This is a genomic window from Microvirga sp. (assembly GCF_014699075.1).
Lineage (GTDB): Bacteria > Pseudomonadota > Alphaproteobacteria > Rhizobiales > Beijerinckiaceae > Microvirga.
In genome coordinates this window covers 90,166-112,389 of record NZ_JACXAB010000002.1, presented here as the reverse complement: position 1 = coordinate 112,389, position 22,224 = coordinate 90,166, and the positions used below count along the sequence as shown (strand labels likewise).

At 58.6% G+C, this 22,224-nt stretch carries 20 protein-coding genes; 11 read left to right on the top strand and 9 right to left on the bottom strand.

Features of this window, described 5'->3' with window-relative positions; all coding sequences use genetic code 11:
- Positions 1 to 69: 69 nt before the first annotated feature.
- Entirely contained in the window at positions 70 to 2,013 is a 1,944-nt protein-coding gene (locus IC232_RS03595; protein ID WP_190843549.1) for a TadE/TadG family type IV pilus assembly protein, read from the top strand.
- 241 nt (positions 2,014 to 2,254) lie between these two features.
- On the top strand, positions 2,255 to 2,809 hold the full coding sequence (locus tag IC232_RS03590) for a hypothetical protein (protein WP_190843548.1): 555 nt from the start codon (positions 2,255 to 2,257) through the stop codon (positions 2,807 to 2,809).
- 360 nt (positions 2,810 to 3,169) lie between these two features.
- On the opposite strand, the gene IC232_RS03585 is transcribed toward IC232_RS03590, so the two are convergent.
- From IC232_RS03585 to IC232_RS03575, 3 genes are read right to left on the bottom strand one after another with little or no spacing between them, the layout of a single operon-like run.
- Positions 3,170 to 5,386, bottom strand: a complete 2,217-nt coding sequence (locus tag IC232_RS03585; RefSeq protein WP_190843547.1) for a putative Ig domain-containing protein — start codon at positions 5,384 to 5,386, stop codon at positions 3,170 to 3,172.
- Positions 5,387 to 5,410: 24 nt separating this feature from the next.
- The gene (locus tag IC232_RS03580) at positions 5,411 to 6,034 is read right to left on the bottom strand and encodes a TadE/TadG family type IV pilus assembly protein (protein ID WP_190843546.1); all 624 of its coding nucleotides are present in this window, start codon (positions 6,032 to 6,034) and stop codon (positions 5,411 to 5,413) included.
- A 2-nt stretch (positions 6,035 to 6,036) separates the two neighbouring features.
- Complete coding sequence (locus IC232_RS03575; protein ID WP_190843545.1) at positions 6,037 to 6,705, bottom strand: pilus assembly protein N-terminal domain-containing protein; 669 nt, start codon at positions 6,703 to 6,705, stop codon at positions 6,037 to 6,039.
- 314 nt (positions 6,706 to 7,019) lie between these two features.
- On the opposite strand from IC232_RS03575, the gene IC232_RS03570 reads away from it, so the two are divergent.
- The 3 genes from IC232_RS03570 (at position 7,020) to IC232_RS03560 (ending at position 8,069) form a co-directional block, all read left to right on the top strand.
- Complete coding sequence (locus IC232_RS03570) at positions 7,020 to 7,232, top strand: Flp family type IVb pilin (protein ID WP_190843544.1); 213 nt, start codon at positions 7,020 to 7,022, stop codon at positions 7,230 to 7,232.
- Positions 7,233 to 7,288: 56 nt separating this feature from the next.
- Positions 7,289 to 7,501, top strand: coding sequence for a Flp family type IVb pilin (locus IC232_RS03565; RefSeq protein ID WP_190843543.1), 213 nt, complete (start codon positions 7,289 to 7,291; stop codon positions 7,499 to 7,501).
- A gap of 82 nt (positions 7,502 to 7,583) precedes the next feature.
- Positions 7,584 to 8,069, top strand: coding sequence for a prepilin peptidase (locus IC232_RS03560; RefSeq protein WP_190843542.1), 486 nt, complete (start codon positions 7,584 to 7,586; stop codon positions 8,067 to 8,069).
- 93 nt (positions 8,070 to 8,162) lie between these two features.
- Here the strand turns inward: IC232_RS03560 and IC232_RS03555 are convergent, their stop codons facing one another.
- The gene (locus IC232_RS03555) at positions 8,163 to 8,969 is read right to left on the bottom strand and encodes a hypothetical protein (RefSeq protein ID WP_190843541.1); all 807 of its coding nucleotides are present in this window, start codon (positions 8,967 to 8,969) and stop codon (positions 8,163 to 8,165) included.
- A complete protein-coding gene (locus tag IC232_RS03550; RefSeq protein ID WP_190843540.1) occupies positions 8,969 to 9,826 on the bottom strand; it encodes a hypothetical protein in 858 nt (285 codons plus the stop codon). The genes IC232_RS03555 and IC232_RS03550 overlap by 1 nt, the downstream gene beginning before the upstream one ends.
- A 187-nt stretch (positions 9,827 to 10,013) precedes the next feature.
- Here IC232_RS03550 and IC232_RS03545 point away from each other — a divergent pair, with 187 nt between their 5' ends.
- Positions 10,014 to 10,454, top strand: a complete 441-nt coding sequence (locus IC232_RS03545) for a hypothetical protein (RefSeq protein ID WP_190843539.1) — start codon at positions 10,014 to 10,016, stop codon at positions 10,452 to 10,454.
- Here IC232_RS03545 and IC232_RS03540 read toward each other — a convergent pair.
- Positions 10,430 to 10,993, bottom strand: coding sequence for a PH domain-containing protein (locus tag IC232_RS03540; protein ID WP_190843538.1), 564 nt, complete (start codon positions 10,991 to 10,993; stop codon positions 10,430 to 10,432). The two genes, IC232_RS03545 and IC232_RS03540, sit on opposite strands and share 25 nt — an antisense overlap.
- Positions 10,994 to 11,119: 126 nt before the next feature.
- On the opposite strand from IC232_RS03540, the gene IC232_RS03535 reads away from it, so the two are divergent.
- Positions 11,120 to 11,506, top strand: coding sequence for a hypothetical protein (locus tag IC232_RS03535; protein WP_190843537.1), 387 nt, complete (start codon positions 11,120 to 11,122; stop codon positions 11,504 to 11,506).
- 272 nt (positions 11,507 to 11,778) lie between these two features.
- Here the strand turns inward: IC232_RS03535 and IC232_RS03530 are convergent, their stop codons facing one another.
- Complete coding sequence (locus tag IC232_RS03530; protein WP_190843536.1) at positions 11,779 to 12,555, bottom strand: hypothetical protein; 777 nt, start codon at positions 12,553 to 12,555, stop codon at positions 11,779 to 11,781.
- 9 nt (positions 12,556 to 12,564) lie between these two features.
- Positions 12,565 to 14,100, bottom strand: a complete 1,536-nt coding sequence (locus IC232_RS03525; protein WP_190843535.1) for a hypothetical protein — start codon at positions 14,098 to 14,100, stop codon at positions 12,565 to 12,567.
- A gap of 247 nt (positions 14,101 to 14,347) precedes the next feature.
- Here IC232_RS03525 and IC232_RS03520 point away from each other — a divergent pair, with 247 nt between their 5' ends.
- The 4 genes from IC232_RS03520 to IC232_RS03505 all read left to right on the top strand — a co-directional run bounded on the left by IC232_RS03520 (position 14,348) and on the right by IC232_RS03505 (position 21,080).
- A complete protein-coding gene (locus tag IC232_RS03520) occupies positions 14,348 to 16,861 on the top strand; it encodes a DEAD/DEAH box helicase (protein WP_190843534.1) in 2,514 nt (837 codons plus the stop codon).
- 93 nt (positions 16,862 to 16,954) lie between these two features.
- Positions 16,955 to 17,647, top strand: a complete 693-nt coding sequence (locus tag IC232_RS03515) for a YcbK family protein (RefSeq protein WP_190843533.1) — start codon at positions 16,955 to 16,957, stop codon at positions 17,645 to 17,647.
- A gap of 910 nt (positions 17,648 to 18,557) precedes the next feature.
- A complete protein-coding gene (locus IC232_RS03510) occupies positions 18,558 to 19,199 on the top strand; it encodes a hypothetical protein (protein ID WP_190843532.1) in 642 nt (213 codons plus the stop codon).
- Positions 19,200 to 19,739: 540 nt separating this feature from the next.
- Positions 19,740 to 21,080 carry a polysaccharide lyase family 7 protein gene (locus tag IC232_RS03505; RefSeq protein ID WP_190843531.1) on the top strand — a complete coding sequence of 447 codons (1,341 nt, stop codon included), beginning with the start codon at positions 19,740 to 19,742 and terminating at the stop codon, positions 21,078 to 21,080.
- 23 nt (positions 21,081 to 21,103) lie between these two features.
- On the opposite strand, the gene IC232_RS03500 is transcribed toward IC232_RS03505, so the two are convergent.
- Complete coding sequence (locus IC232_RS03500) at positions 21,104 to 21,859, bottom strand: hypothetical protein (protein ID WP_190843530.1); 756 nt, start codon at positions 21,857 to 21,859, stop codon at positions 21,104 to 21,106.
- Between the last annotated feature and the right edge of the window lie 365 nt (positions 21,860 to 22,224).

Genomic DNA, 22,224 nt, shown 5'->3' with positions numbered 1-22,224 from the left:
ATGGTTGGCGAAATCGCTGGCGAGTGACCTGGCCGGCCGCACCCTCCACTTAACCTCCAGGGAAATCCCATGAGCATCCGCCCGAAAGGTGCGGGTTCGGGAGCCAGTGCTATCCGAACTTTCGCACAAGACAGCCGAGGCAACGTCGCGATCATCTTCGCCCTCAGCCTTTCAGTTCTCATCCCGGCAGCCGGGATCGCGTACGACTACTCCCGCCTTTCCGCTCTCCACAATGACTTGCAAGGGTCAGTTGACTCAATCAGCCAGACGATGAGCCAGCGCATCAACGCCTGCCTCGACACCATCCGGACAGACAACGGGTCGGGCGGCTATACGCTGGATAACGGCTGCCTCAACGCGGGTCAGTATGGCGCGGACCGGCGTGCCTTCAACCCGCAGACCGAAGCGCAGACGCTCCTCGGGACGAATTTTACCCAGAGCGGTTATGATCCGGCGAACCCACCCACGGTGGTTGGTTCGGTCGAGATCGACAAATATACCGGCCGCTACCTCGTCAATGCTCAGGTCGGCTACAAGTGCGTGTTCATGTCCCTGCTGAAGCAGGATTGCACGGTGACGGCCTCCTCTGGAGCTGTGACCTCGAATGCTTTCGCCCAAGCTGATCGGCTTCAATTGACGGGCCCGACCGCTGTCGAGATCTGGGCTGGACGGGCCTCCCCCTCCCTACCGTTTACCCTGACCGCCTCGAAGGGCTGGCCTGGATATACCTATAGCGTAGGCCCGACGCTTCCGAGTGGGCTGACACTCAACGCCGCGACGGGCCAGGTTGCTGGTCAGGCGAACGTCATCCCATGCACAGCGCCGTGCAATCCCCAAGCACTACCGCCTACCCAGTTCGGGGCGACGGACAGCGGCGATCAAAACCGCGGCGGCATCAACAAGCAGACGGCCTACCACAACATCACCTTCACGATCGTCCATCCGTTGGAGCTCACCTACACTGGCGACAACTTCAACACGGTTGTGGGTCCCGGCCAGTACACCTACACCAAGACGCCAGTACGCAGCGGTGGCAAGGGCCCCTACACGTACACCTGCTCCGGGCTGCCGGCAGGGCACCCGAGCAATCCGTTCACCTGCGACGCGAATACCGGTGTCATCAAGGGACAGCCCTACCTCACCAGCGGTCAAACCGCTATCTCGGGAGTGATCACGGTCACGGTCCGTGACGGGCGCGGGATTACCTCTCCCCCTCACCAGATCCCCTATAACTTCAGTCTCCCCGCTCTTAGCGGGCGGGCGCTGAAGGCCGTGACTGGCAAGATGCATACCGCAATCACCCGCACAGGCGTCTTCGAAGGATCCGGCGGCTGGGGAACGCTCCGAGCCTACTGCACCAATCTACCAACAGGCATGAAGTGTGCCGGTGAAGGGCGCGATAGCTACTTCAACGGTACTGTCTACGGTGTTCCCTCGAACGACGCAAAAACCAAGGGCAGTTTCAATGTGACGGTCGTCGATGACACGGAACGAACGGTGACGTTTCCTGTCAGCTATGATTTTACCCCGAACAATGATCCGCCAGAATACGATTGCCGCACCGAAACCTGGATCGCTTACGTCGACACGCTGTACAAGTCCGTTCACGACAAATACGGCAGCGGTTACACCAGGCGGATCTATGTCTCGTGTGGGACCAACTCGGATCTCAACATTTATGCGCCGGGGCCGTACAATACGGACACCGGACCGTTCGGAAAGATCTACGATGTCCGTTATCTGACCGCGGCTCGTTATGACGCTGCTCGTGAGCATGCGAGAGGGATCTGCGATGCTCTTTGGGAGCAGCATATGCAGTGGGACGGTCGCCAGGGCTCATATTGCACCTCAAATCTGGTGTTCAACGACGTCTCCGATCGAGGTGTATTCCCTTCGGTCCCTGCACCACCTGCGCCGCCCTACTGTGCCTGGTGGAAGCGGGACAACGGTTGGGGTATGACACGGGCCCAGGGCGTTCAGTGTTACGACGGCAACGGGAACCCGACGAGCTAAGTGCAGAGAGGGTGTCCGAATTCTCAGATATCCTGACACTGTGCCTCTAGGTTTTCACATATCGTGACACTACGACCAGAAAGGCCGCCCCCGGGCGGCCTTTTTCTATTCTTGTCCCGTCGCCACCGCCGGATCCCTCTCGGGACATCATTGTTGCCGCCCCGGTTGGCCAAGTGGGTGATGCACTGTATAGCCGGTGTCATTACAGGTCCTGGCATACGCTGGACACTGAAAATGAGAATTGTCGCTGAAAGAGGATTATCAGATGCCCAGTTCAGGAGATAAAGAGGGGACCGTATATCTGGGAACCCCGCAAGGGATGTACTTCCAGAAACAACATCGTCGGCCGCTTCCCCAGACCGTGATCGATAATCAAAATCGGACGTGGACGGTTGAGGAAGGTAAAGGCGACAAGGACGAACGAAACTTCGGTCTCTTCGAGAACGACGAGCTCATCGCCCACTTCAAGATCTACTCCGGCGCCGAAGCATCACCGGACTGTCCTACCGACTACTGGTGGACCGGCAAGATTCAACTTCTCGATCGCTTCCATAAGGAGGGGATCGGAACCCGCCTTCACGACGCGATTATGAACATACTGCAGGAACCCCTGGCATCGGACCTCGACCAAAAGATTGCAGGCACCAATCTCTGGAAAAGGCTTATCCGCCAAAACCCTGGGAAAATCGTACTGCTCGACGCGAGTGGGAACACGACGCCGGTTAATTATCAGAACGGCTCTTACCAACCGAACCCCTGGGCCGTCCGCAACACGCGCCTCGTGCGGCTCCCGTGAGATCCAGTGCCCTGCTCCTCTTGGCCGGCGACACTACCAGGCACCCAGCTTGATCAAACGTTGAATGTAAGAGCGCCCTCTCCACAGTCTGATCTATCCTCAAGACAGGAATATCACTGGTCAGGAGCATCCCGCCGGCCATCGGGTTTCTCATCTCCCGCGCAGCGCCATTCTCTTCCCATCTCTCATTCAATTCAGGCCCACTCAGGCGGATCCAGGCTTTAGGGAGCGTCCTGCAAGCTCCTTCCGGTTAGAGGATCAATCACCGAGCGTGTCAGAAAACAAAACAGCGGGCACTCAGCCCGCTGTTTTTCCTTGGTTACCTGGTGAAGACCAATCTATGCCAGTCTGAGGAGTTCCTCAGCACCATTGGAACACACAATCGGACGGCGGCGGCTGCTCCGGCAAGGTTGTCCTAGACCACGTATAAGAGGCACTGTTTGTCAGCCCATTGGCGTCCTTCCAAGTGAAACTAAACGTCCGCGGGTTTCCCGGCGTCGTTGAGGAGAACTGATGGTAGGTGCCGTACCTGTTTTTAACTACACTCACCCGGGAGCTTGACGTACTCACGATCGCCACGTTGTCCCAGAAATACACGCCCAGGTAAGCTGCCGTATGGTCCGCGCCTTCCACCATGGTCCTGATGGTTACTGGGGACACTGCTGGCGTGAAGTTATAGTTGAGACCCCTAACGCTGGTCTGGCCAACCGAGTCTCGGACCGTCACTTGGATCGTCCCCGAGCCTGCTGCTGACGGCCGGCCGGAAATCGTCGCCCGCTCGCCATTCCAGCTCATGCTCATTCCGGCGGGAAGGCCCGAAGCCGAAGCGGTTTTCGCGCCCCAGCCGCCGCTGGAATAGACATACTCTGTGTAGGTTGAGGTGCAGCATACTTGGGTACCGAAGTGGCCACTCGTCGACGTGCTCAAAGGCGGAGCAGTATAGTTGTACCCAACCACCGCCGTCGCTCGCTGACCCGCCTGATCGCCGATCACCACTGTGATGTTTCCAGCCGCTGGGCTCGGCGCGGTGCCGGAGAGCGCCCACTGCCAATATCCTACATGCGACAGCCCAATGCCCGACGGGGCGCCGGAGACACTCACAACCCATAAGTTGCCCCAACCTCCCTGAGCCGCAACGTCACTGCGGACGTATGAGCCGGCTTGACCATTCATGGCGCCCGTCGCCCAAGCGGAGAGAGCCGGAGGCTGAATGTTCCAGCTCATATAAGTTGTCGCGACTTGGCCAGTGGCGTCGCGGAAGGTGATCGTTCCCGTCCCGCTGCCCAACTGCTGTGCCGCACCCGAAACCGCGCCATCGTATGGCGTCGCCTTGCTGGCCGGGCCGCAGGTCAACCCCGCGGGGAATCCGGAGCAGCTAACCGTGATTACACCCCAACCGCCTCGAGCATGGATCCCAACGGCGTGGTTTATACCGCCTACCCCATTGAAGCTGCCGTCGACAAAGGCCGTTAGAGCAGGAGGCTTGACCTCGTAGACCATCCTGTCGTCGGAAACGGTGCTGCCACGCGCATCTCGCAGCGTTACGATGATCTGATCGTAAGTACCGGGTGTCGTCGGCGTTCCAGAGACGATCCCTGTCGTCGCATTGATAGCCAGGCCGGCTGGCTGCCCGGAGATCGAATACGTGTAGCCTGGTTTTCCGCCCTGGCGGTTCGGAGCGGAGCTCTGAAAAGGAGTTCCAACCGTCGCGGTCTCACTGCCCACCGTGAGGCGCAAGCTATGGATCAGGCGGATTTGGAAATTCTTCTGGGCTGAAACGTTCCCGCTGCCAGCCCAAAGGGCACCACTTGAGTCCTGTGCCGCGATCGTTACGTTGAACGTCTCAGGGTTACAGGGGCCCGTGGTGCAGGTCTCCGGGATTACGCCCGACACATCCGCCTGCATCCCGTCTGTGGCGAAGCTCAGATCCGGCGGCAGCGCGGATGCCAGATTGATCTGATACGCGGGAATGCCGTCTTCTGCCTTGACCGTGAAGCTGTTGTGTTCACCGACGACGAACTCCGTCACGGCCGGACCTTCCAGACGCAGCACTCCGGCTGGGCATGTGGTTGCCGGGTTCTTCTTAACTGTGACCCCAGGAGAGGTCATCGTAAAGTTGAACACCGAAGGAACCATCCCCGAGCCGTCGGTCGCACCGGGAGTGTGCGCCGCGACGCTGTTCACGACACCCCAAAAGCCCGTGTTTAGCCCATACCGCGCAGTCGCCCTGACGGTCACTAGGTTATCAACGTCGGGGGCGCTTTCGGTGTACTGGATCATCATCGGCTGCTCGGCAACCGAATAAGGGGCGAGAAACTCACCCATCATCTGTTTGGCACCGCCCGATGCGTGGAAGTTGCGAGCAAACGCTCTATAGCTGCAGTAGTCCCGAGGGTACGGAACGAGGTTATTCACCGCATACGAGGCCGCGTGCAGCTTTTTGTTGAGCGCAGCCAGCGAGGATACGTAGGAGCCGCCCAGATAGATGAATAGCATCGCCGGAAGGATCAGAGCGAACTCAAGTCCGGCGGCTCCCTTTTCCGAGCGCAGGAGTTTGCGTAGGATGCGTTTTACCATGACGAAGACTCTCGGAGCGGCGCGTTAATTAACGGCGTTCGTGTAGTTGTTGAGTTGACGCATGCGGAAGGCAGAAGCCGACATCACAATGCGTTTGCCCGAATCCGCAGCCATTCCAGGGCCAACCCAGGCAAGATTGGGAACCTCCATAGCGGCCCGTATCAGCACGATCTTGCCTGGGACGGCCCCAGGCTGGTCCGCGAACGCACCCGAATTGATGGCCCCGCCCACAACGAGAGAGGGCATCGCGTCCGTCCCATCACCGTTGAGCACCCGAAGGTCGAAAAACAGAGCTCCGGACTTGCACTTGGCTTCGCTGATCAGAACAAGGGGGCTCTGCTCGCAAACCCGGTCTTTCAAGCAAGCTTGATTGTAGGGAGAGACAGCACCAGGCGCAGCACCACACAAGGGCCGCCCCTCGTACATCAACTGAGCAACCTTCTCGAGGCTCTTATCGAGCGTAGCACTGGTCCAGTAGAGAAGGCCGATGTAGATCAGGCCGATGATTGCCATGAAGAACGGAAATGCGACCATCGCGAACTCAACCGCGACAGCCCCATCAGTTCCTCGAATCATGTTTCCCTTGCCGAGGCGCTTCGAAAAACTCTTCATCTTCGACTCCGGTCCTGATCTACCCGACTGCGCCACGCTTATTGTGCCTCTACAGATTGCTCTTCAAACCTGAGCCGGCGCCGGGGCTGGGGAACCTCTTCAACGCCGCCCTCTCCAGCCGGGCGAGACATGCTCGGCTCTGGAGCGCTCGCTGAAGGCGGGGCGGATACAACAGCCGCCGCCACTGGGGCAGAGCCGGCTGATGCCGCTGCGGCTTGCTGAGCCGCGCTGGTGAGCTGGTTGAACTGTCCGCTCAAGCCAGTGAAAGCGCGATCGTCGTCTCCAACCGCTGCCACCGGCTGGCATCTTGGGTCACAGGCAACGGTAACCTTGCCGGAAATCCCCGATTGAACGCTGACCAGTGATTTCCGATCGTCGCTGACCACCAGATCCGTTTCGGCGATAACATCGCCGTTGTCGTCCAAGACGATCATGTTGGTCTCGCCGAAGCTGCGCCCCGAAACGACCGCAAACCCGCTCTTGTCAAAGCTCACGTGAGCAACTGCCGGATTGCCGATGACGATGGTCCGCATTCCGTCGGGCATCCGCACCAGGACGGCTTTATCCAGGGAAGCACGGAGCTTCGGGCCAAGGGCCGCGACCTTCCCTTTCTCCTGCGCGTGCGCTCCGAGTGCCGAAACGCAAATCATGAGAATGCTTGCAACGATTCGAGTATTTGCCCGAGGCTTCGGGAGGTAAGCCTTCATAAGAAAACGCCTTTTCATGCTGGAACCCACTAATGACGCGCTGCTTTCCTGCAGCCGTTAAGCTGAGGGGCAATCTACACGACGAAATATAAGGGGGAAAGGGGAAGGAAAGCGCGAAAAAGCGAAATGAAACGTTAAACAGCCTTGCACCGGCAACGGCCGGAGATTAAAACCGCATGGTGAGCCGGTCACAGGAACCAAGAGCAAGCGCTGCGGCGTGACGGCACCCCACTCCAAGCAAAACCCCAGGGAATGATTCCCGTCGATAACGGGCAATGACTCCCGTCAAAAGCCACATAGGACGTCGTAGAACCATGAAGAATCTCATCACCCGCACTGCTGCTGCCACCAAGCGCTTCACCAACGACGAGAATGGCCTTGCTGCCATGGAATATGGCATTCTCGCAGGCCTTGTCGCCGTCGTGATCATCGGCGCCGTGACCACCCTCGGCTCGAACCTCAAGACCGTCTTCACGACGATCAGCGGCGCTCTCTCGACCGCAACCGCCAGCATGAAGGCGAGCTAATCGCCTTTCACTCCGCCACCTAGAGTGATCTCCATCTAAAAGGACGAGGTACAACAATGAACCTGTCAGTTACTGGTTCTGCCGCAGCAGCGAAGCGCTTTATGAGCGACGAGAACGGTCTCGCGGCCATGGAATACGGAATTCTCGCTGGATTGGTGGCAGTGGTCATCATCGGCGCGGTCACCACCCTAGGGTCCAACCTGAAGACGGTCTTCACGACTGTTGGAACGGCCCTGTCGACGGCAACCGCCAAGATGGTCGCCAACTGACGAGTTCGGCACCGACTACCCAGAGCCCGGTCTTTGAAGAAAGGCCGGGCTTTCTTTTCGAACGCATATGGAGGCTGACGCCATGCTCCAGAACGTCCAGATCGGCACATTTGTGATCTTTATGTGCGCAGCAATCTTCACGGATCTCTACCGGATGAAGATCCCCAACGTTCTGGTCGGCATGTGCCTAGGCGGGTTCTTCGTCTTCGCGATCCTCAACGGCATGGCCTGGTCAGACATTCTCCTGCACGTTGCGGCCGCACTCGTCGTTTTTCTCGTCGCCCTGATCCCCTACAACATCGGCGCCATGGCCGCGGGCGACGTGAAGTTCATTGCCGCGATCGCGCTGTGGTTTGGTTTCGGCGGTGAGCTCATCGCCTTCGTCATTCTGCTCTCCCTCTATGGAGGGCTGCTGGCCTTCGCGATCCTCAGCTATCGCCAGCTCCCGCTGCCGGCCCTTGTGAGAAGCTGGACCTGGGCGGCAAACCTCTACAATCCGGCCAAAGGCGTACCTTACGGGGTTGCCATCGCTGCTGCAGCGATCTCCCTGCGCACTGCTGTTCTATGATTCGAGAAATCAGGGGTGTATCCAGAGGATCTAAACCCCGGAAGCAGTCACAAGCACTAAGGGCGGCCCAGGATCTGGTGCCGCCCTTCTCATTTACTCTGCAGCCGCGGCGTCGACCGCTTCTTGCGGAACCCCGAAGGACTTGCCTTCCATGGACATCAGCCGCTCCTGTACAGTCGGAGGATGATGCTTCGATATCCTCTGGAGCTCCCCGGGCAACAACCGGGTCCGCACTTTGTAATGCTCTGCCGCATAGAGCAGCGCTCGTGCGACATATCCATGCCACCGTTCATTGAGGGCGAACGTGCCTTTGTTCGGGTCAATGACCACGTCGCACCCAGGAACCGGCAGGGTTGGCTTCTCGACTGGCCCAAGCTTGAGCCCATCGAGGGCATCGGCGACCGGTGCCGGCGCAACAAAGACCAAGTGAGGATCGGCGAGGGCCCGCCGGAACTCCGGGTCCTTCCGACACACAGAGATCCCTTCCTTGAAGCAGGGCATCCGGGCCGCCAGGTCCTCCTCGCCTACTAGCCGAACGGCTTTCAGGGTAGACGCAGCTTCGCTCCCGGCCTCGATCACCGGCTTACACTCGAATGGCTGGGCAACCCTCCCCTCCCGGGCATCGATCTGGCATCCGCATGCCATGTCCTTCAGGGAGCCAGTAATGTCTTTGCGCTTCGCAATCCGCTCCATGATAGACAGTGACACCTCGAGGGGGTCCGACGAATAACGCTGGACTCCCTGCCACGCGTCCTTCGGCTTGGGTTGCTGAGCCAGCACCTCAGCGGTGCCCACTGCCGTTGAGAACAGCACGCCGACCAAGGCAAAAGCCCTATGCCTTGCCAATTGCCTCGCACGGGCGGCTTGGCCAATGTCTTTTGTGATCTCCGGCAGGTCCATTATGAACTCCTCTCCATCGAGCCGTCATTGGCCTCAATCTCTGGAAAGAGCATGCGGTAGACCCGCAGATTATCCCGGGCCTCTTGGATCCGGACCTCAAGGTCTCCCACGGCTTCCATCCGGGCCGCCAGAGCCGAGCCGTCGAAGCCCCCAGGCCGGATCAGGGCCTCTCCCCGGCCAACGTAAAGGTTGTCGACCTTGATGCGCGCAGTCAGCTCCCGTGCCATCGGCGCCAGAGCAGGATCGGCGAGAGCCGGAACCCTCGTCAGGTCCACCTCCATCACCGTCTGCACGCCAGGGGCGAGTGCGATCGGCGGCTCATGCCTGACCCGCCCAAAGGCGACTACCTCGCCCTTGCGGTTGATCAGATCGACCGAAACCTCGACTCCGGTCATCGGGACGTCCAGGACATTGAAAATCGAAAAGCCGACATAGGGTTTGCTCTTGGCGGTCTCCGACCAGAAATACCGGGTCCTCAGCAACGCCACCTTCTCAAGTAGGCTTCGCCGGCGTTCGGCATCGAATTGCTGGCTGCTCACGTCCCGGCGTTCCCGCCGACGATACTCCCGGATCCAGTCGAGTTGCTCCTTGAGGGCGCGAGAATCCTGAGCGACGTAAACTGACACAATGGCCGCAGGGCTCATTTGGTCAAACCTGCCCACTGCCTTGAGGACACCGTCCAAGTAGGCCGGAGTGCCAAAAGCCGGCTCCGTACCCCGATCACTGATCAGGCGCAGCCCCTCTTTGCCGTTAAAGTCGTCCGGCGGAGGCTCGAATCCAACTGGATTGGCGGCCCGATAAAGGGCTTTGAGGAAAGCCTGGGCCCGCCCCCTGTCCTCCTTATCGTTGGCGGCCAACTCTTCGATGACCTCATTAACGCTCTTGGAAAGCTCCTCATGATTTGTCCCCGTGATACTGGGATCACCACATCCGCAGAGTATCGCGGAGGTCAAACAAACTGCTAAAAGCCGAATTGCACTGCATGATTTGCGAATCATAAGTGTAGGTCACTTTCATCTGCATCTCTTACATAAGGGCTGTATCATGCGTATTCCGACCAGTCATCGCACACTCACCCGGGTTGCCGGATTTTCCCTTGTGGCGACTACTCTCGCCCTCGGTGGATGCCAGACGAAGACCGTCTCGATCCCGTCCAACGAGCCGCTAGTGACGACCTCCCCCAAGGTTGGGAATATTGGGCAGAGCCAGCTCCCGGCTGTTGCCGCTGCTACGGGCAAGTCAGAGGTAAGTGTTGCGGCGAGTTCCAATTCCTGGGTTCTGCGCCACCTCAACGCTGGGAAGCGCCAGTCACACACAGCCCCTCAGACAGCCGTCCCGCAGATCGCAAAGTCCGAGCCGCAAACGAAAATCGTCGCTCCCGCAGCATCGAAGCCAGCTGCTTCCGGCAAGCGGCTGCGCGATGTATCCCTCGCGGAAGTTCCTCTAATCGATCCGAACCACTATGATCCACGGCGGCTGCGATAACGGAGGGTCTCTCCCCTCCGCTGATCCGCTTCGCTTTTAAGCCTCATCACCAAGTTGACCGCCTCTCTCGCGTCACCAAGCAGCCGCATCCGAATATTCACGACGCCGCTCGTGTCCAGGGCGATGTTTCCGTACCCCATCATACGCCCGTCGATCGACTGATCGAGCTCAGCGCCAATCACCTCACCCAATGAGGCCGATTGAGCGTGCCGGCGGATGAAGCCCGATCTGGCAACTATCCGATCCGGATAGACAATGAACTGGGTTGTGTGCCAGCGGACATAGGCGAGAAGAACCGCAACGGCACCTGCCATCACACACGCACAATAGATCAGGGTCCACGTCCCAGGGCCCAAAAGCCTCCAGGGCTGGGTCAGCGCGTGGGCATAGGTGGCTGCTAGAAGTGAAACACATCCGATAGCAACGGGGCTGAAGAAGATAACTTTCGAGAGCCGATAGTCCCGCAGGGGGCGGCTCGTGTCATGAAACTCCTCATCAACCCCGTATTCCGGGAGTTCTGCATCAGGGTTGTGTTGCATGGAGGTAGGTTCCTATGGAGTTTCGAGCGAGCACCGTTCACAATTCGAACTATAATTCGCGCTGCTTGCTTGTGCGAGTATTATACCGCCTGTTAAATCGGGGACAACATTGAGAGCAGGATTCCAATGACTGTTTTTCCTAAACGCAAATCACGTCGAGGCCTCTACGCCTCACTTCTGGTCCTCGCGCTGACGACCTTCGCCAATGATGCCTCCAGCGTGGAGGTCGCAGCATTCTTCCAGAGCGCTCCGAAAGTCGCTCAGGCTCCGGGTGCGAGCGACAGCCAAACCAAGGTTCCGGCCCGGGCTGTTGATGAGGCGGAGTGCCAGGACGCCTTGAAGCTGTATCTGAGCCTCTCACCGACACACAATAAGGCGCAGCCAGCGGCCGAAGCTCTCATCGAGACGATCTACCGCCACGAAACCATGCAGCGCCTTGTCATGATCGCGGCTGCTGCCGGCTGCAGCATGAGACCGTTCATTGATGAAGAAGTCCGGCGCAACAAGCGCTGATCGGAAGCTCCACTCACTAACTCAGGATCACCCCTCCCCATGCCCCGTCTTCTGACTGCCGCCGCTATTGTCCTTGCCTCTCTAACCCTGTCCGCCTGCGCCGACCGGGTGCAACTTGAAAATCACGCTATCTATGTGCAGTCAGGTCCATACACTGATTACTGCTGGATGTTTGGCCAATGTTACCAGGCTCCCGTGACGAGACAGCGGACGGTCAAACGCACCACGGTCCGCGAGCCGGTTCTCGTCAGGAAAAACTAAAATCGCCGGTTCTATTTCTTTCGGCCAATCAAAAACCGCGACAGGAGTGAGCCCTTCTCCTCCTGTCGCGTTTGCCCGCCGTCCCCAGATCGAACATCAAGCTTGTAGATCACGCCGATCGATGCCCGTTCGTGCACGACCTCATGGATCGGGATGGGTGGCTGTGCCCGGAACACGGGCTTGGGAGCGTCTTTCAGAACGGGCTCGGCTTTAGCCCTATCAGAAGCCGGACGCGTGGCTGGAGCGTCAGTCGTTTTAGGTGGAGCCTCAGGGACTTTAGGCTGCACCGGAGCGGGCCGGTCCTCACGAAAGATGTCCTGCTGCACCCGGTACCCCGACGACAGTCCGGTATCAACCTTATCCTTGCGGTATTGGTCGGAGAACCGCTTTGCGGTTGCGGTGACGTCCTTGCCCATCTCGGCCGCCGTAAAGGCGCGCACGATCAGGTCACTGGCAAAGCGAGGCGTCATCCGGTTCGCCAGGCGGATTACATGCTGGGCATCCGGCTTTCTCACCCGACCCCTGGTAATCCGCAGGTCGGCATCGCTGACAGAGATCGGCTCGACCCCCATCATCTCCGTCCGCCAAAGAAGGGCTGCTTCAACAGCAACCCCGAAGTGGCCAAAAGGCAGGATCGTCAGTCGGGCCGGAGCGACACCCTGACGACGAAGTTCGATCGTCAGGGAAAGGTCCGGGCCGCTCTTCTTGATGTAGTAGGAGGCGCCAGCCGGTTGATCCCGGCACATGGCCAGATCGCCTGTCTGAGTATCGAGGATCCAGTCCCGCATGATCGCCTCTTACCTGATCAGTCGGCCAGCAGCGCCCATGACGGCGGAGCCGCCCATGCTGAGCCCTTTACCGGCCACCGACTTACCCATCTGGGCCTTGTCGTCGAGATCCTTCTCAGCTTCCTGACCGGCGCCCGACAGACCGCCCTGGAACTCGACCAGTTCACCAGCCAGCTGGAATACGATCGTGGCCGCTTTGGTCGCTAAGCCCCAAGCCCCCATCAGATAGAAAAACGACAGCCAATTGGCTTCGCCGCCATTGGAGCCTGCGCCCGTTCCGATGAACCAGTTGAAGCCGCCACCGCCCATAGAATTCATGAATGCCTCACTGGCATTCGACGAGACGCTGCTACCAAGTGCCTTGGCAAACCCATAGTTCATGATCTCATTGCAGATCACAAAGACGAAGCCCGAGGCCGCGAACACGGCCCCCATATACAGGATCGATCGCAGACCCGCATGGGCGATGCTGCGGGTTGATCCAAACACCCAGAAGAACAGGAATACGGGTAGCAGCGCCAACGTTAGACCTGCCCGTACAAGAGCGTCCAGGTAGCGTAGGCCGAAGGTGATCGTGAACCACAGGAAGGCAAGGGTCATCACGAACCCCGCCAGAATTACTGAGATCAAAGCTCCAATGCTTGGATTGTTCATGCTCACGGGAGCCTCAAACATCAGCCATGTTCCAGACGCGATACCAGCCACGCCCATCGAGTGGAACGACCATAAAAGATTACAGGCCGTCTTTAGGTGATCTGTTGCAAAGGATGACAGGCTCCCTGATCCGGTCGTAGGTGCCGCGCAGGTCTTGTTCTGGATCTTCGCCTTGGTGATGGCGCTCGTCTCTTCCACCAGAAGACGCCCAACCTCCGTCCCGAGCATCAATGGCCCGTCTACGAAGAGAACCTTTGCGGGATGTTCGCTGTCACCGGACTTCAAAGCTGAGGCCGTCAAAGGGTTAAGGAACACCAGGAAGACTACGGCCACACGCCCCATGTACTTGAATACGTCGCCGTAGGCTGAGTTGAAGTCCTGGGCTGCAGGGGCGCTGATGATCAGGAAAATTTTGATTACCAGGATTATCGACAGTACCACCACCGCGAGACCTATGATCTCTCGGCTTTCGACAAAATAAGAGAATGTCTCGCCGGCGAGGCCCATAAGGGCCCCGAAAATCGCCACATAAGTGTCGCAAGACCAGCAAGAGTTGTTCAGCTTCTTGACGACCTCAGTAACTTTGCTCCCGACAAGACCCATCCCCTCCTTCAGGCGGTCCGCAGCGATCTGGTCTTTCACCTTTTCAACCGAGCAATCAGCAGCTCCGCTCATCTGGCAGCTGGCCCACCCAGACGCGAAATCCGTCAGATCCTTCCCTTGGCTTGTAAACCAGTCCTTATTCTTCTCGAATTGCTGAGTGAGCCACTCCATTGTTCCGGTTTGCGGTGTCTGAGCAGGCTCATTCGCTGCATATGCGCTAGTGACCCCGGTTGGCCCACTGAGCCCAATGACCAAGGCCACCATTGTCAAAAATCCCCAGAAGGTCATGCGGCGATCCCTGCGGCTACTCCGCATCGTATGAGACGGCATGACGAGATCCTTTCCGGAATGCAAAAACGATTCGATTTTTAAAACGCTTATCCGACCTATAATACATGATCCGCAAAAGCGAGAGAGATAAAGCCACTCCTCCAGACGCTTGCTCCCACCGCGATCGGATCATCCCCAGCCGAATTGGCTGATCTCACTCTGCAGCCGGGCTGATCCCCTCTGGCCCGCAAGGCGCATTTCCTTCATGCCGCAAGCCGCCCTCGACCACATTCAGCATTCTGTCACCCGCGACGCCATCCAGCACGCGCTGGGAGCGCAGGACGATCTGCCTGCCCTCTACTCGGCGACGGAGTGGAAAACCGGTAAAAATTACGGGGCCATTCTGCTGTGCGACGGAAACCCAGAGGACATTACTGCCTGGCGCGTGGTTCTTAAGTCCGTCCGCTTCGCGCCTTTGGCTCAAGCGCTCGGCCTTCGGTTCGATGCCCAGCGAGGGGCATGGCGCATACCAACCCTGCGTGAGGTTGGACTACTCTGTGGCTTTGCCCCTGATGCTGACCGGCAGAAGTTGAAAGTTCGGTGCCCGCAGATCGATGTCCTCGAGGAGCCAATCGCTGCGCCTTGCGTCCACTATATCAAGGAACGCGACCTTTTTATCTTCGTCGGAGGGGTCGGCCATCGCGCCTGGGCGCGGAACACTGGGTGGCAGTTCAGTGAGAGCGGCTCCCTCTGGTACACTGGCTCCGCACTGAAAGCCGCGGGTCTTTATAAGCTTGCCACTCCCCAGGCTCGGACCAAGATTGACGGGGACCTCGCCGATCTGAAGCTTCTCAGCGCCGTAAAGAAGGGCCTGACCTTCGGCCGCCCCTGGATGACCTTTGATGCCCGGAAGGGCCGCCTTGTTGTCCATGCGGATGCGGAGATGGCATTGGCGCTTGAACCCTATGGACTTAAGGCCAGAACCGGTTCCGGGATACGGCAGGACTTCAACGGTCGGTTTACCACTAGAAACCTTGCCGCTGCACGGCTACTGGCTCCACTTGCCGATCCCATCCTCGCCTTAGGGCTGACTGCGATCGAGTCCAAACTGCAATTCCTCGACATCGGCTCTATCGACCTGTCGACGCTGCTTGGCGAGATCGTGTGCACCGACGACAGCCCGCGCAGAAAAAAATCCGAAGCTGATAAGGCGCCGAAGATCGAGCTCCGATACGTCAAAAAGCGGAAACGCTTCTTCACGACACGTGCTGAGGCGGCCAACGATAACGCCTGGACCCCGGCCAATGCCACGGTCTGGAGCACCACTGACCCGATCGCGGCGGCCCGGTACCGAAGATGGGGCGACGACGAAACTGAGATCGCCATCCAGACGCTCATCGCCGAGGAGTATGCCGCTGCAGCGGAAGCCAGAACCCCGCCTCCCGTTCCTTCCCCGTTAAAAGGGCAGAGCTACACCCCGGATCAGATCATCGGCATCAATTTTGCCACCACCCGTCCGTGGGCAATCTTGGCGGACGACATGGGCTACGGGAAGACGATGCAGGCCCTCGGCATCATCGATGTCCTTCGCCCCCGATATGTTCTGATCCTCACCCTTGCTTCTGTCACGCCTTCCTTTGCCAAAGCCGTCAGGGAGTGGGTTTCGTACCAGCCGGGCGTCAACCTGTTCACCAATCTGACCAAGACGCCGGTCAGGCCTGGCGTTACCGTGGCCTCGTACGAGTCTGTTCTCAACAATCCCGAACTCCTCGACTACCCTTGGGACTACGCGGTTTTTGACGAATTCCATAAGCTCAAGAACCAGCAGGCCAAACGGGCAAGGGCGATCATCCAGAACCTGGGCTACAAGCTGCCCGGTGGCCTGTTCCTGTCAGGCACGCCCCTCACCCGCCGGCCGCAGGATCTGTTTACGCCGTTGCATCTGGCGTTGCCGCAGGCCTTTGACGATTTCGGCCGGTTCTCCAAGGTGTATGGCCTGGGCGATCTCGACTCCGACAATGAAGAGCGACGTGAGCGCCGAAAGACCCTCGGACGTATCATCATGGGCAGCATTATGCTGCGGCGCCTTAAAAAAGGGCTCCCGCCCAAGAGGCGATGTTCGATCGAGCTCGACGTCATGGATGCGTCCCTCGTGGACATCCTCAAGGAAGAAAATCTGATTTTCGACTCCTTCAGGAACACGGAGAACAAAGTCGAAAGAAAGAAGATCATGACTAAGCTCAATGCGCTCAGGCGCAACACGGCTTCGTTCAAGATCCCCTATGCGGCCGAATGGGTGATAACCAAGTATGAGCAGGGCGAGCCTGTCCTTGTCTTTGCTCATCACCAGGAGATCATCGACCAGCTGGCCGACGTCATCTCGGCCTTCGGCCCTAAAGTCGCAAAGCTCCACGGAGGCGCCAACACCCCACGTAAGCGGCAAAAGTTGATCGACCAGTTTCAAGCGGGCCAGATCGACGTCATCGTCGCGGGCATTCAGGCCGCGGGGACAGGGTTAACGATGACTAGGGCGGCAGAAGTTCTCTTCTGTGAGCTCGATTGGGATGCATTTGCGCTCCTTCAGGCCGAAGATAGGGCCCACCGTCACGGCCAAACTAGGCCGGTCAATGTCTGGTACATGGTCATCAAAGGCTCAATTGACGCCTACATCTGCAGCGTCGTCGATACGAAGCTCAGGATTGCCAATGACATCTATGGTGATGAGGAGAAAATCCACAGCGCCGTTGGTGACGATTTGGCCATGGCTGCAGCGGCTTAATTGCACCCGAAATAAAACGCTGGTAGTTTCCGGAATAATTCAACAACCAAAAACGGGAACCGAAGTTCTCGAATCATGAAACCAGGACGTTCCATGCTTAGTCGCCGTCAAATGCTGGCTGGCCTCGCAGCTTCCGCCAGCTTGGGTCACAGCTCGCTTGCCCGCGCTCAGGTCGCTTTCCCGGTGGGCACCCAGTTGATCCCACCTCTGGCCGGGCCCGAGCACCTCGAGATGCCCTCCTTCCAGTTCGAGCCCTCGGCGGAGGCGCCCCAACTGTCGAACGATATGAAGAACACCGATCTTGCCTCGATGACGGCAAAAGCCCCATTAACTCAGGCAGGCCTGCCGGCGCACCGCGGCCTCTGGCTGGTCAACTACGACACCAACGAGGAAATAAAGACGGTCTTCTGGAAAGAGGGCGTTTACGACAAACCGGCCTACTCCCAACTCTGCCACATGCTGCGCGACTGGCGAGAAAAGGTCACGATGGCAATGGATCCCAAGCTGTTTCATCTACTCTGGGCGATCCAGCACCGCATCGGTTTTGAACAGCCTATCATTATCACCTCTGGCTTCCGCACCAAGAAGACTAACGACATGCTCCGGGATGAGGGCTCAGCTATCAACTCGCTCCATATGCACTCGCAGGCCTCGGATATCGTTGTGAACAAGGTGCCGGCCGAGACGATCGCCAAATATGCTAAAGCTATAGGCATAGGAGGAATTGGAAAATATAGGAATTTTACCCACGTCGATACGGGCGAAATCCGTAGTTGGGTCGGGTAACATCTCCGAATGATTAACCCAAAAGGGGTATGTGCTTGCAGGCCGCAGGCTCATGCAAGGGAATAACGGCTTCGTTATTAACTCTCTACTGTACAGATTCTGTGTCGCATCTTAGAAGATGTCAACCGACCCGTTTGTTTGCCCCTACAGGTCGCATCTTAGAGCGCCCAGCTGATCAAGCGGGCGCTCTCTTTTTGGGTTCACCGCGCATTGCCAGAATGGTGCTCCTTACGTCCCGAAAGGCCTTTGGGGTTCGGCCCGGCTACGCCAGAGCCGTCCCTCGTCTCGTTCCCACCCACTGCAACCCCAATCGCTCCTCATTGGCGGGGTGCGCGATCTCGACTAGCGTGTTCCTTATCGCCTCTAGGCTGAAGAGCGTTCCGTGAGATCATCGATCCGAATTGCATCCACCATTGCCGCCGCCTCCCTTTTTGCATCCACAGCAGGTGCCGGCGAAACTGCCATGGAGTTGGTGGAGGCGTTCCAGCAAACCCTTCCTGACACACAGACGCAAACCTCCTTAACCAGTGCTGAAGTGCCTCTCATAGGATGTCCTCAGGACGGACAGATGGGCTTGCGTGAGCCGCCTGCCCTTCCAAAAACAGCAAGGCTCCTCATTCCCGGAGGAACGGCTCAGAAACTGGCCTATTACACAGCCAATCCATCGGGCCGTGGCGGCGTTCTCGCCCCAAGAGGCTGGTCCTGCAGAGCCGTGTCAGGGAGTGACGGAGACGCTCTATACGTCACCCCTCCCGACGCCCCTGCGAACTTAGACGACCCCTGGACGGGACCGCAGATCGTCCGACAGTTCTCGGAAGGTGGGACCTCAGGACGCTTTGCCGTCGCTCGGATCGCTGCACGCGTCTTCCCACAGGCCCGCTCATTCGCCGAAGGTGTCAGGGATGAAGGCATGGACGATGCGACCGCCTATGTCTTTGCACCCTGGCCATCAGACCAGGTCCGGCATCTCGCTCAGGATGTGGTGAGCTATACGACTCCGAGCGGACGCAACGGGCTCGGCTCGGGTGGCGACGGACCTGTTTCATCCCTCACTACCCATGGTCTCGTGTTCCTGATCGGAGATCCTGCCGTCGAGCCTTCCGTCCGCCTCCTGAAGGTCCGACTTTCTGGCAACGATGCCGCACTTTACCCAGCCATTGCCGCCGAGATGCTTGCTGGATGGACACCACCGGAGAACCGGGGATCCTCGGCCTCTGAGCCGACGGCGTCCGGATCGGCAACGGCTGTGGGCCTGGTGAGCGAATTCTACGGAGCACTCGAGCGAGGGGATGGTCGAGGAGCGTCGGCTCGAGTGATTGCGGAGAAGCAGGAGAGTGGCCCATTCACAGCTCAAGCCCTGACCAAGTTCTACGGTTCCCTCGACGAGCCACTCAAGCTGCTGTCGGCCGACCAGGCAGGTCCAATGCAGGTGAAGGTCCGGTACCGCTATCGAAGTGGGCGAAAGCCGTGCAATGGCGAGGCAACGGTGAGCGTTGTCCAAACCTCAGAAGGCATCCGGATTGAGAGGATCCGATCCGCGTCTGGATGTTGATAGAAACCTGCATGCCTAGAAAGTTCCACCTGCCCAACCCAAATTGTGGCTTGATTGTGGCGGAGACAAAGCAGATGCTGATCTTGGCCAGCTAGTCTCTCCTGGCACTTTCGCACGTTCACTCCAGCCCTTCAGGTTCAATCTTTATGAAACTCCTCCTCGCCTTTGCCTTCGGAACGGCTTTCATCTTCTCGCCTATCGTGTCCCTCACCCCTGCGAATGCCTGCACGAATTCGTATGATTATGCGAAGGACGGGTCCCGCTGCGGCGGCCGCGCTGCAGGTTGCAAGCAGGGTGGCCGCAGCGGCAACTGCTAATTCGCGCTGCTCTCTCCCTCAACCGAGCCTAACGCACGTTGAAAAGCGCCTTCTAAGAGGCGCTTTTTCTTTGCCGGGCATCGGATCTGAGATTTAGACCACTGGGACGGACTGCTCGACGTGGATAGCGCCCATCCGTGCGCCAGTAACCTTACTCAAGGGAAGGACAGGCTCGCGAAACGCTCATGCCGTAATCTGAATTCAATCAGCATCCGGCGTCACCATGACTCTTAATTCTCAAACTGCTCCTAGCGGGAACTTCGACCTCACGAACTGGAAGATCACCCTTCCCGTGGACTCCACCGGTGGCATTGGCGGCTCCGCTTACGAGGTAAAGAACCTCGCCGGCTATCAGAATGGCAGTTCCTACTTCACCGCATCCGACGGCGCCATGGTCTTCCGGGCCGCGGTCGATGGCGCGACCACCAGCGGATCGAAGTACGCCCGCTCGGAGCTGCGCGAGATGAACAGCACCAGCAATGCAGCCTGGAGCATCGCGACGGGTGGCTTCATGAAGGCGACGCTCGAGATCGACGAGGTGCCGACCCTGTTCAGCGGTGCTCATGGCAAGGTCGTGGTCGGCCAGATCCACGGCAAAAGCGACGAGCTCGCCCGCCTGTACTGGGACAATGGTACCATGTACTTCGTGAACGACATCGCGGGCGCGACAGGCAAGGAAACCAAGTTCTATTTCAAGGACGTCGACGGGAAGCCCCCAAGCGTCTCGCTGAACGAGAAATTCTCCTACAGCATCAACGCCACTGCCGAGAAGATTGTCGTCACGCTTTATGTCGACGGCAAGGTCTACACCGCCTCGGACGCCATCAACAGCGCATGGCTAACCGACACCCTCTACTTCAAGGCAGGCACCTACCTGGGCACGAACGAGACCCAGGGCACGGGTTACGGTCAGACCTCCTTCTACGCCCTGTCGTTCAACCACACGGGCGACACGACGCCCCCGGACTTTGGCGGGTATGTGCCCCCAGTGCAGCAGCTTGACGTGCCGCAGCCTCCCGCCGTCCAGCTCCAGCCGAAAAGCGAGCCGGAGCCTAAAGCCGAACCCCAGCCTAAGCCTGAGGCCGGCAAGGTGCTAAAGGGCACGAACGCCAAGAACACGATCAAGGGCACGGATGGCAACGACACCATCGATGCGCTCCGCGGGAACGACACGGTCAACGGGAAGAGCGGCAACGACAAACTGACGGGCGGCACCGGGTCAGACATCTTCGTGTTTGATACCGTGCTTGCCTCGGCATCGGAGAACAGGTCCTTCAACTTCGACAAGATCGTCGACTACAACGTGAAGAGCGACCGCATTCATCTGGACAACGCCATCTTCACCAAGCTTGTATCCGGCACCGGGTCCAAGCCCGCCCAGTTGAAGAAGGAGTTCTTTGTCGTCGGATCCCGGGCGCAAGATAAGAACGACTACATCGTCTATAACAAGAAGACGGGTGTGCTCTCCTATGACTGTGACGGCTCGGGTTCCAAGCTTGCTGTCGAATTTGCCCAAGTCACCAAGGGTCTGGCCCTGACGCACAAGGACTTCTTCGTCATCTGAGAACGGGAGGGCAGGCTCCTGCCCTACCCCTGACACCCGTGTGGAATGAACTGATATTCCTTCAGCGGGCCGCCTGTCAGCTCCTTCACGATCGGCATATCGTTCTTGAGGTCGATGACGAACATCGATGCGTTTGCCTTAGTTACGAACGGCAACTCACCCGCCGGAAGGACGGCATCATCAGGATCCTGCGGGTTCGTCTCACGGGAGGCTGTCCCCTCGGCGGGACTGCCATCCATCCAGTGGCGGACGACCGTATACGACTTCCCATCCAGTTGCCCCCTCACTGAAACCCAGCCGACGACATTGGGGCTGCCCTCCTTCAGTGGCCGAGGCTTGGTCTCCACCGTCTCGTCTGTCGGATCGAGGTAGACGAACACAAATTCGAAATTCCCCCCGGTTGCCTTCAACTGCTTGCCGCTCTCGGGATCTCTAAAAATCATTCGATCCAGGCGGCATCGGAACCCGGCTGGGAGGTCCAACTCGGCCGGAGGTTCATCAAAACACGGGACGCCCGTCAGGAGATGCTCGGCATATTCGAAGGGCTTTGGGGCATAGCCTTCAAGTTCCGCCGGATAGGGCTGGTCGAAGAACGCTCGCTTCTCGTCCTTACGCTTCTCTGCCTCTTCAAAATTCAGTTTGTGCAACTCACAGGTTGCCTCCACCCACCCTGGTTTATAGCGGATCCTGCTCTCTGTGCCCGGCGCTGACACGCCCTGTGCGTTCGCGGTGGCAACGAAGAGGAGAAAAGCGGCACTAGCCGCGAGCGCGGTGTTCATGGAGGAGCCCTAACGGAAACCTTGCCATTTAAGCTCTTAGCCAAAGGATTTCAAACCGGCCGAGTCCCACGGAGGGCACGAAAGAGCCTGCTAGCGCCGTCGCCAAAACCTGTTCCGCAGAACAGCAATCACGCCAAAAGCGAACGCACCCCCGGCAGCACCTATCACCATATCGGTCTCTAGCGCCCCGGTTATCTGGCGGAGACCTCTATTCGTGAGAATTCCACAGGCATGGTAGATTCCGATAGCGATGCCGGCCGCTACTGCGCCGACGACAGCGGCAATCCACGAATTCCAGGAATCGTCTTCCGGGCCCTTGTTGTGCATGGTGGAATCCGAAGTAAGTGCCTTAAGCTTAGGCATAC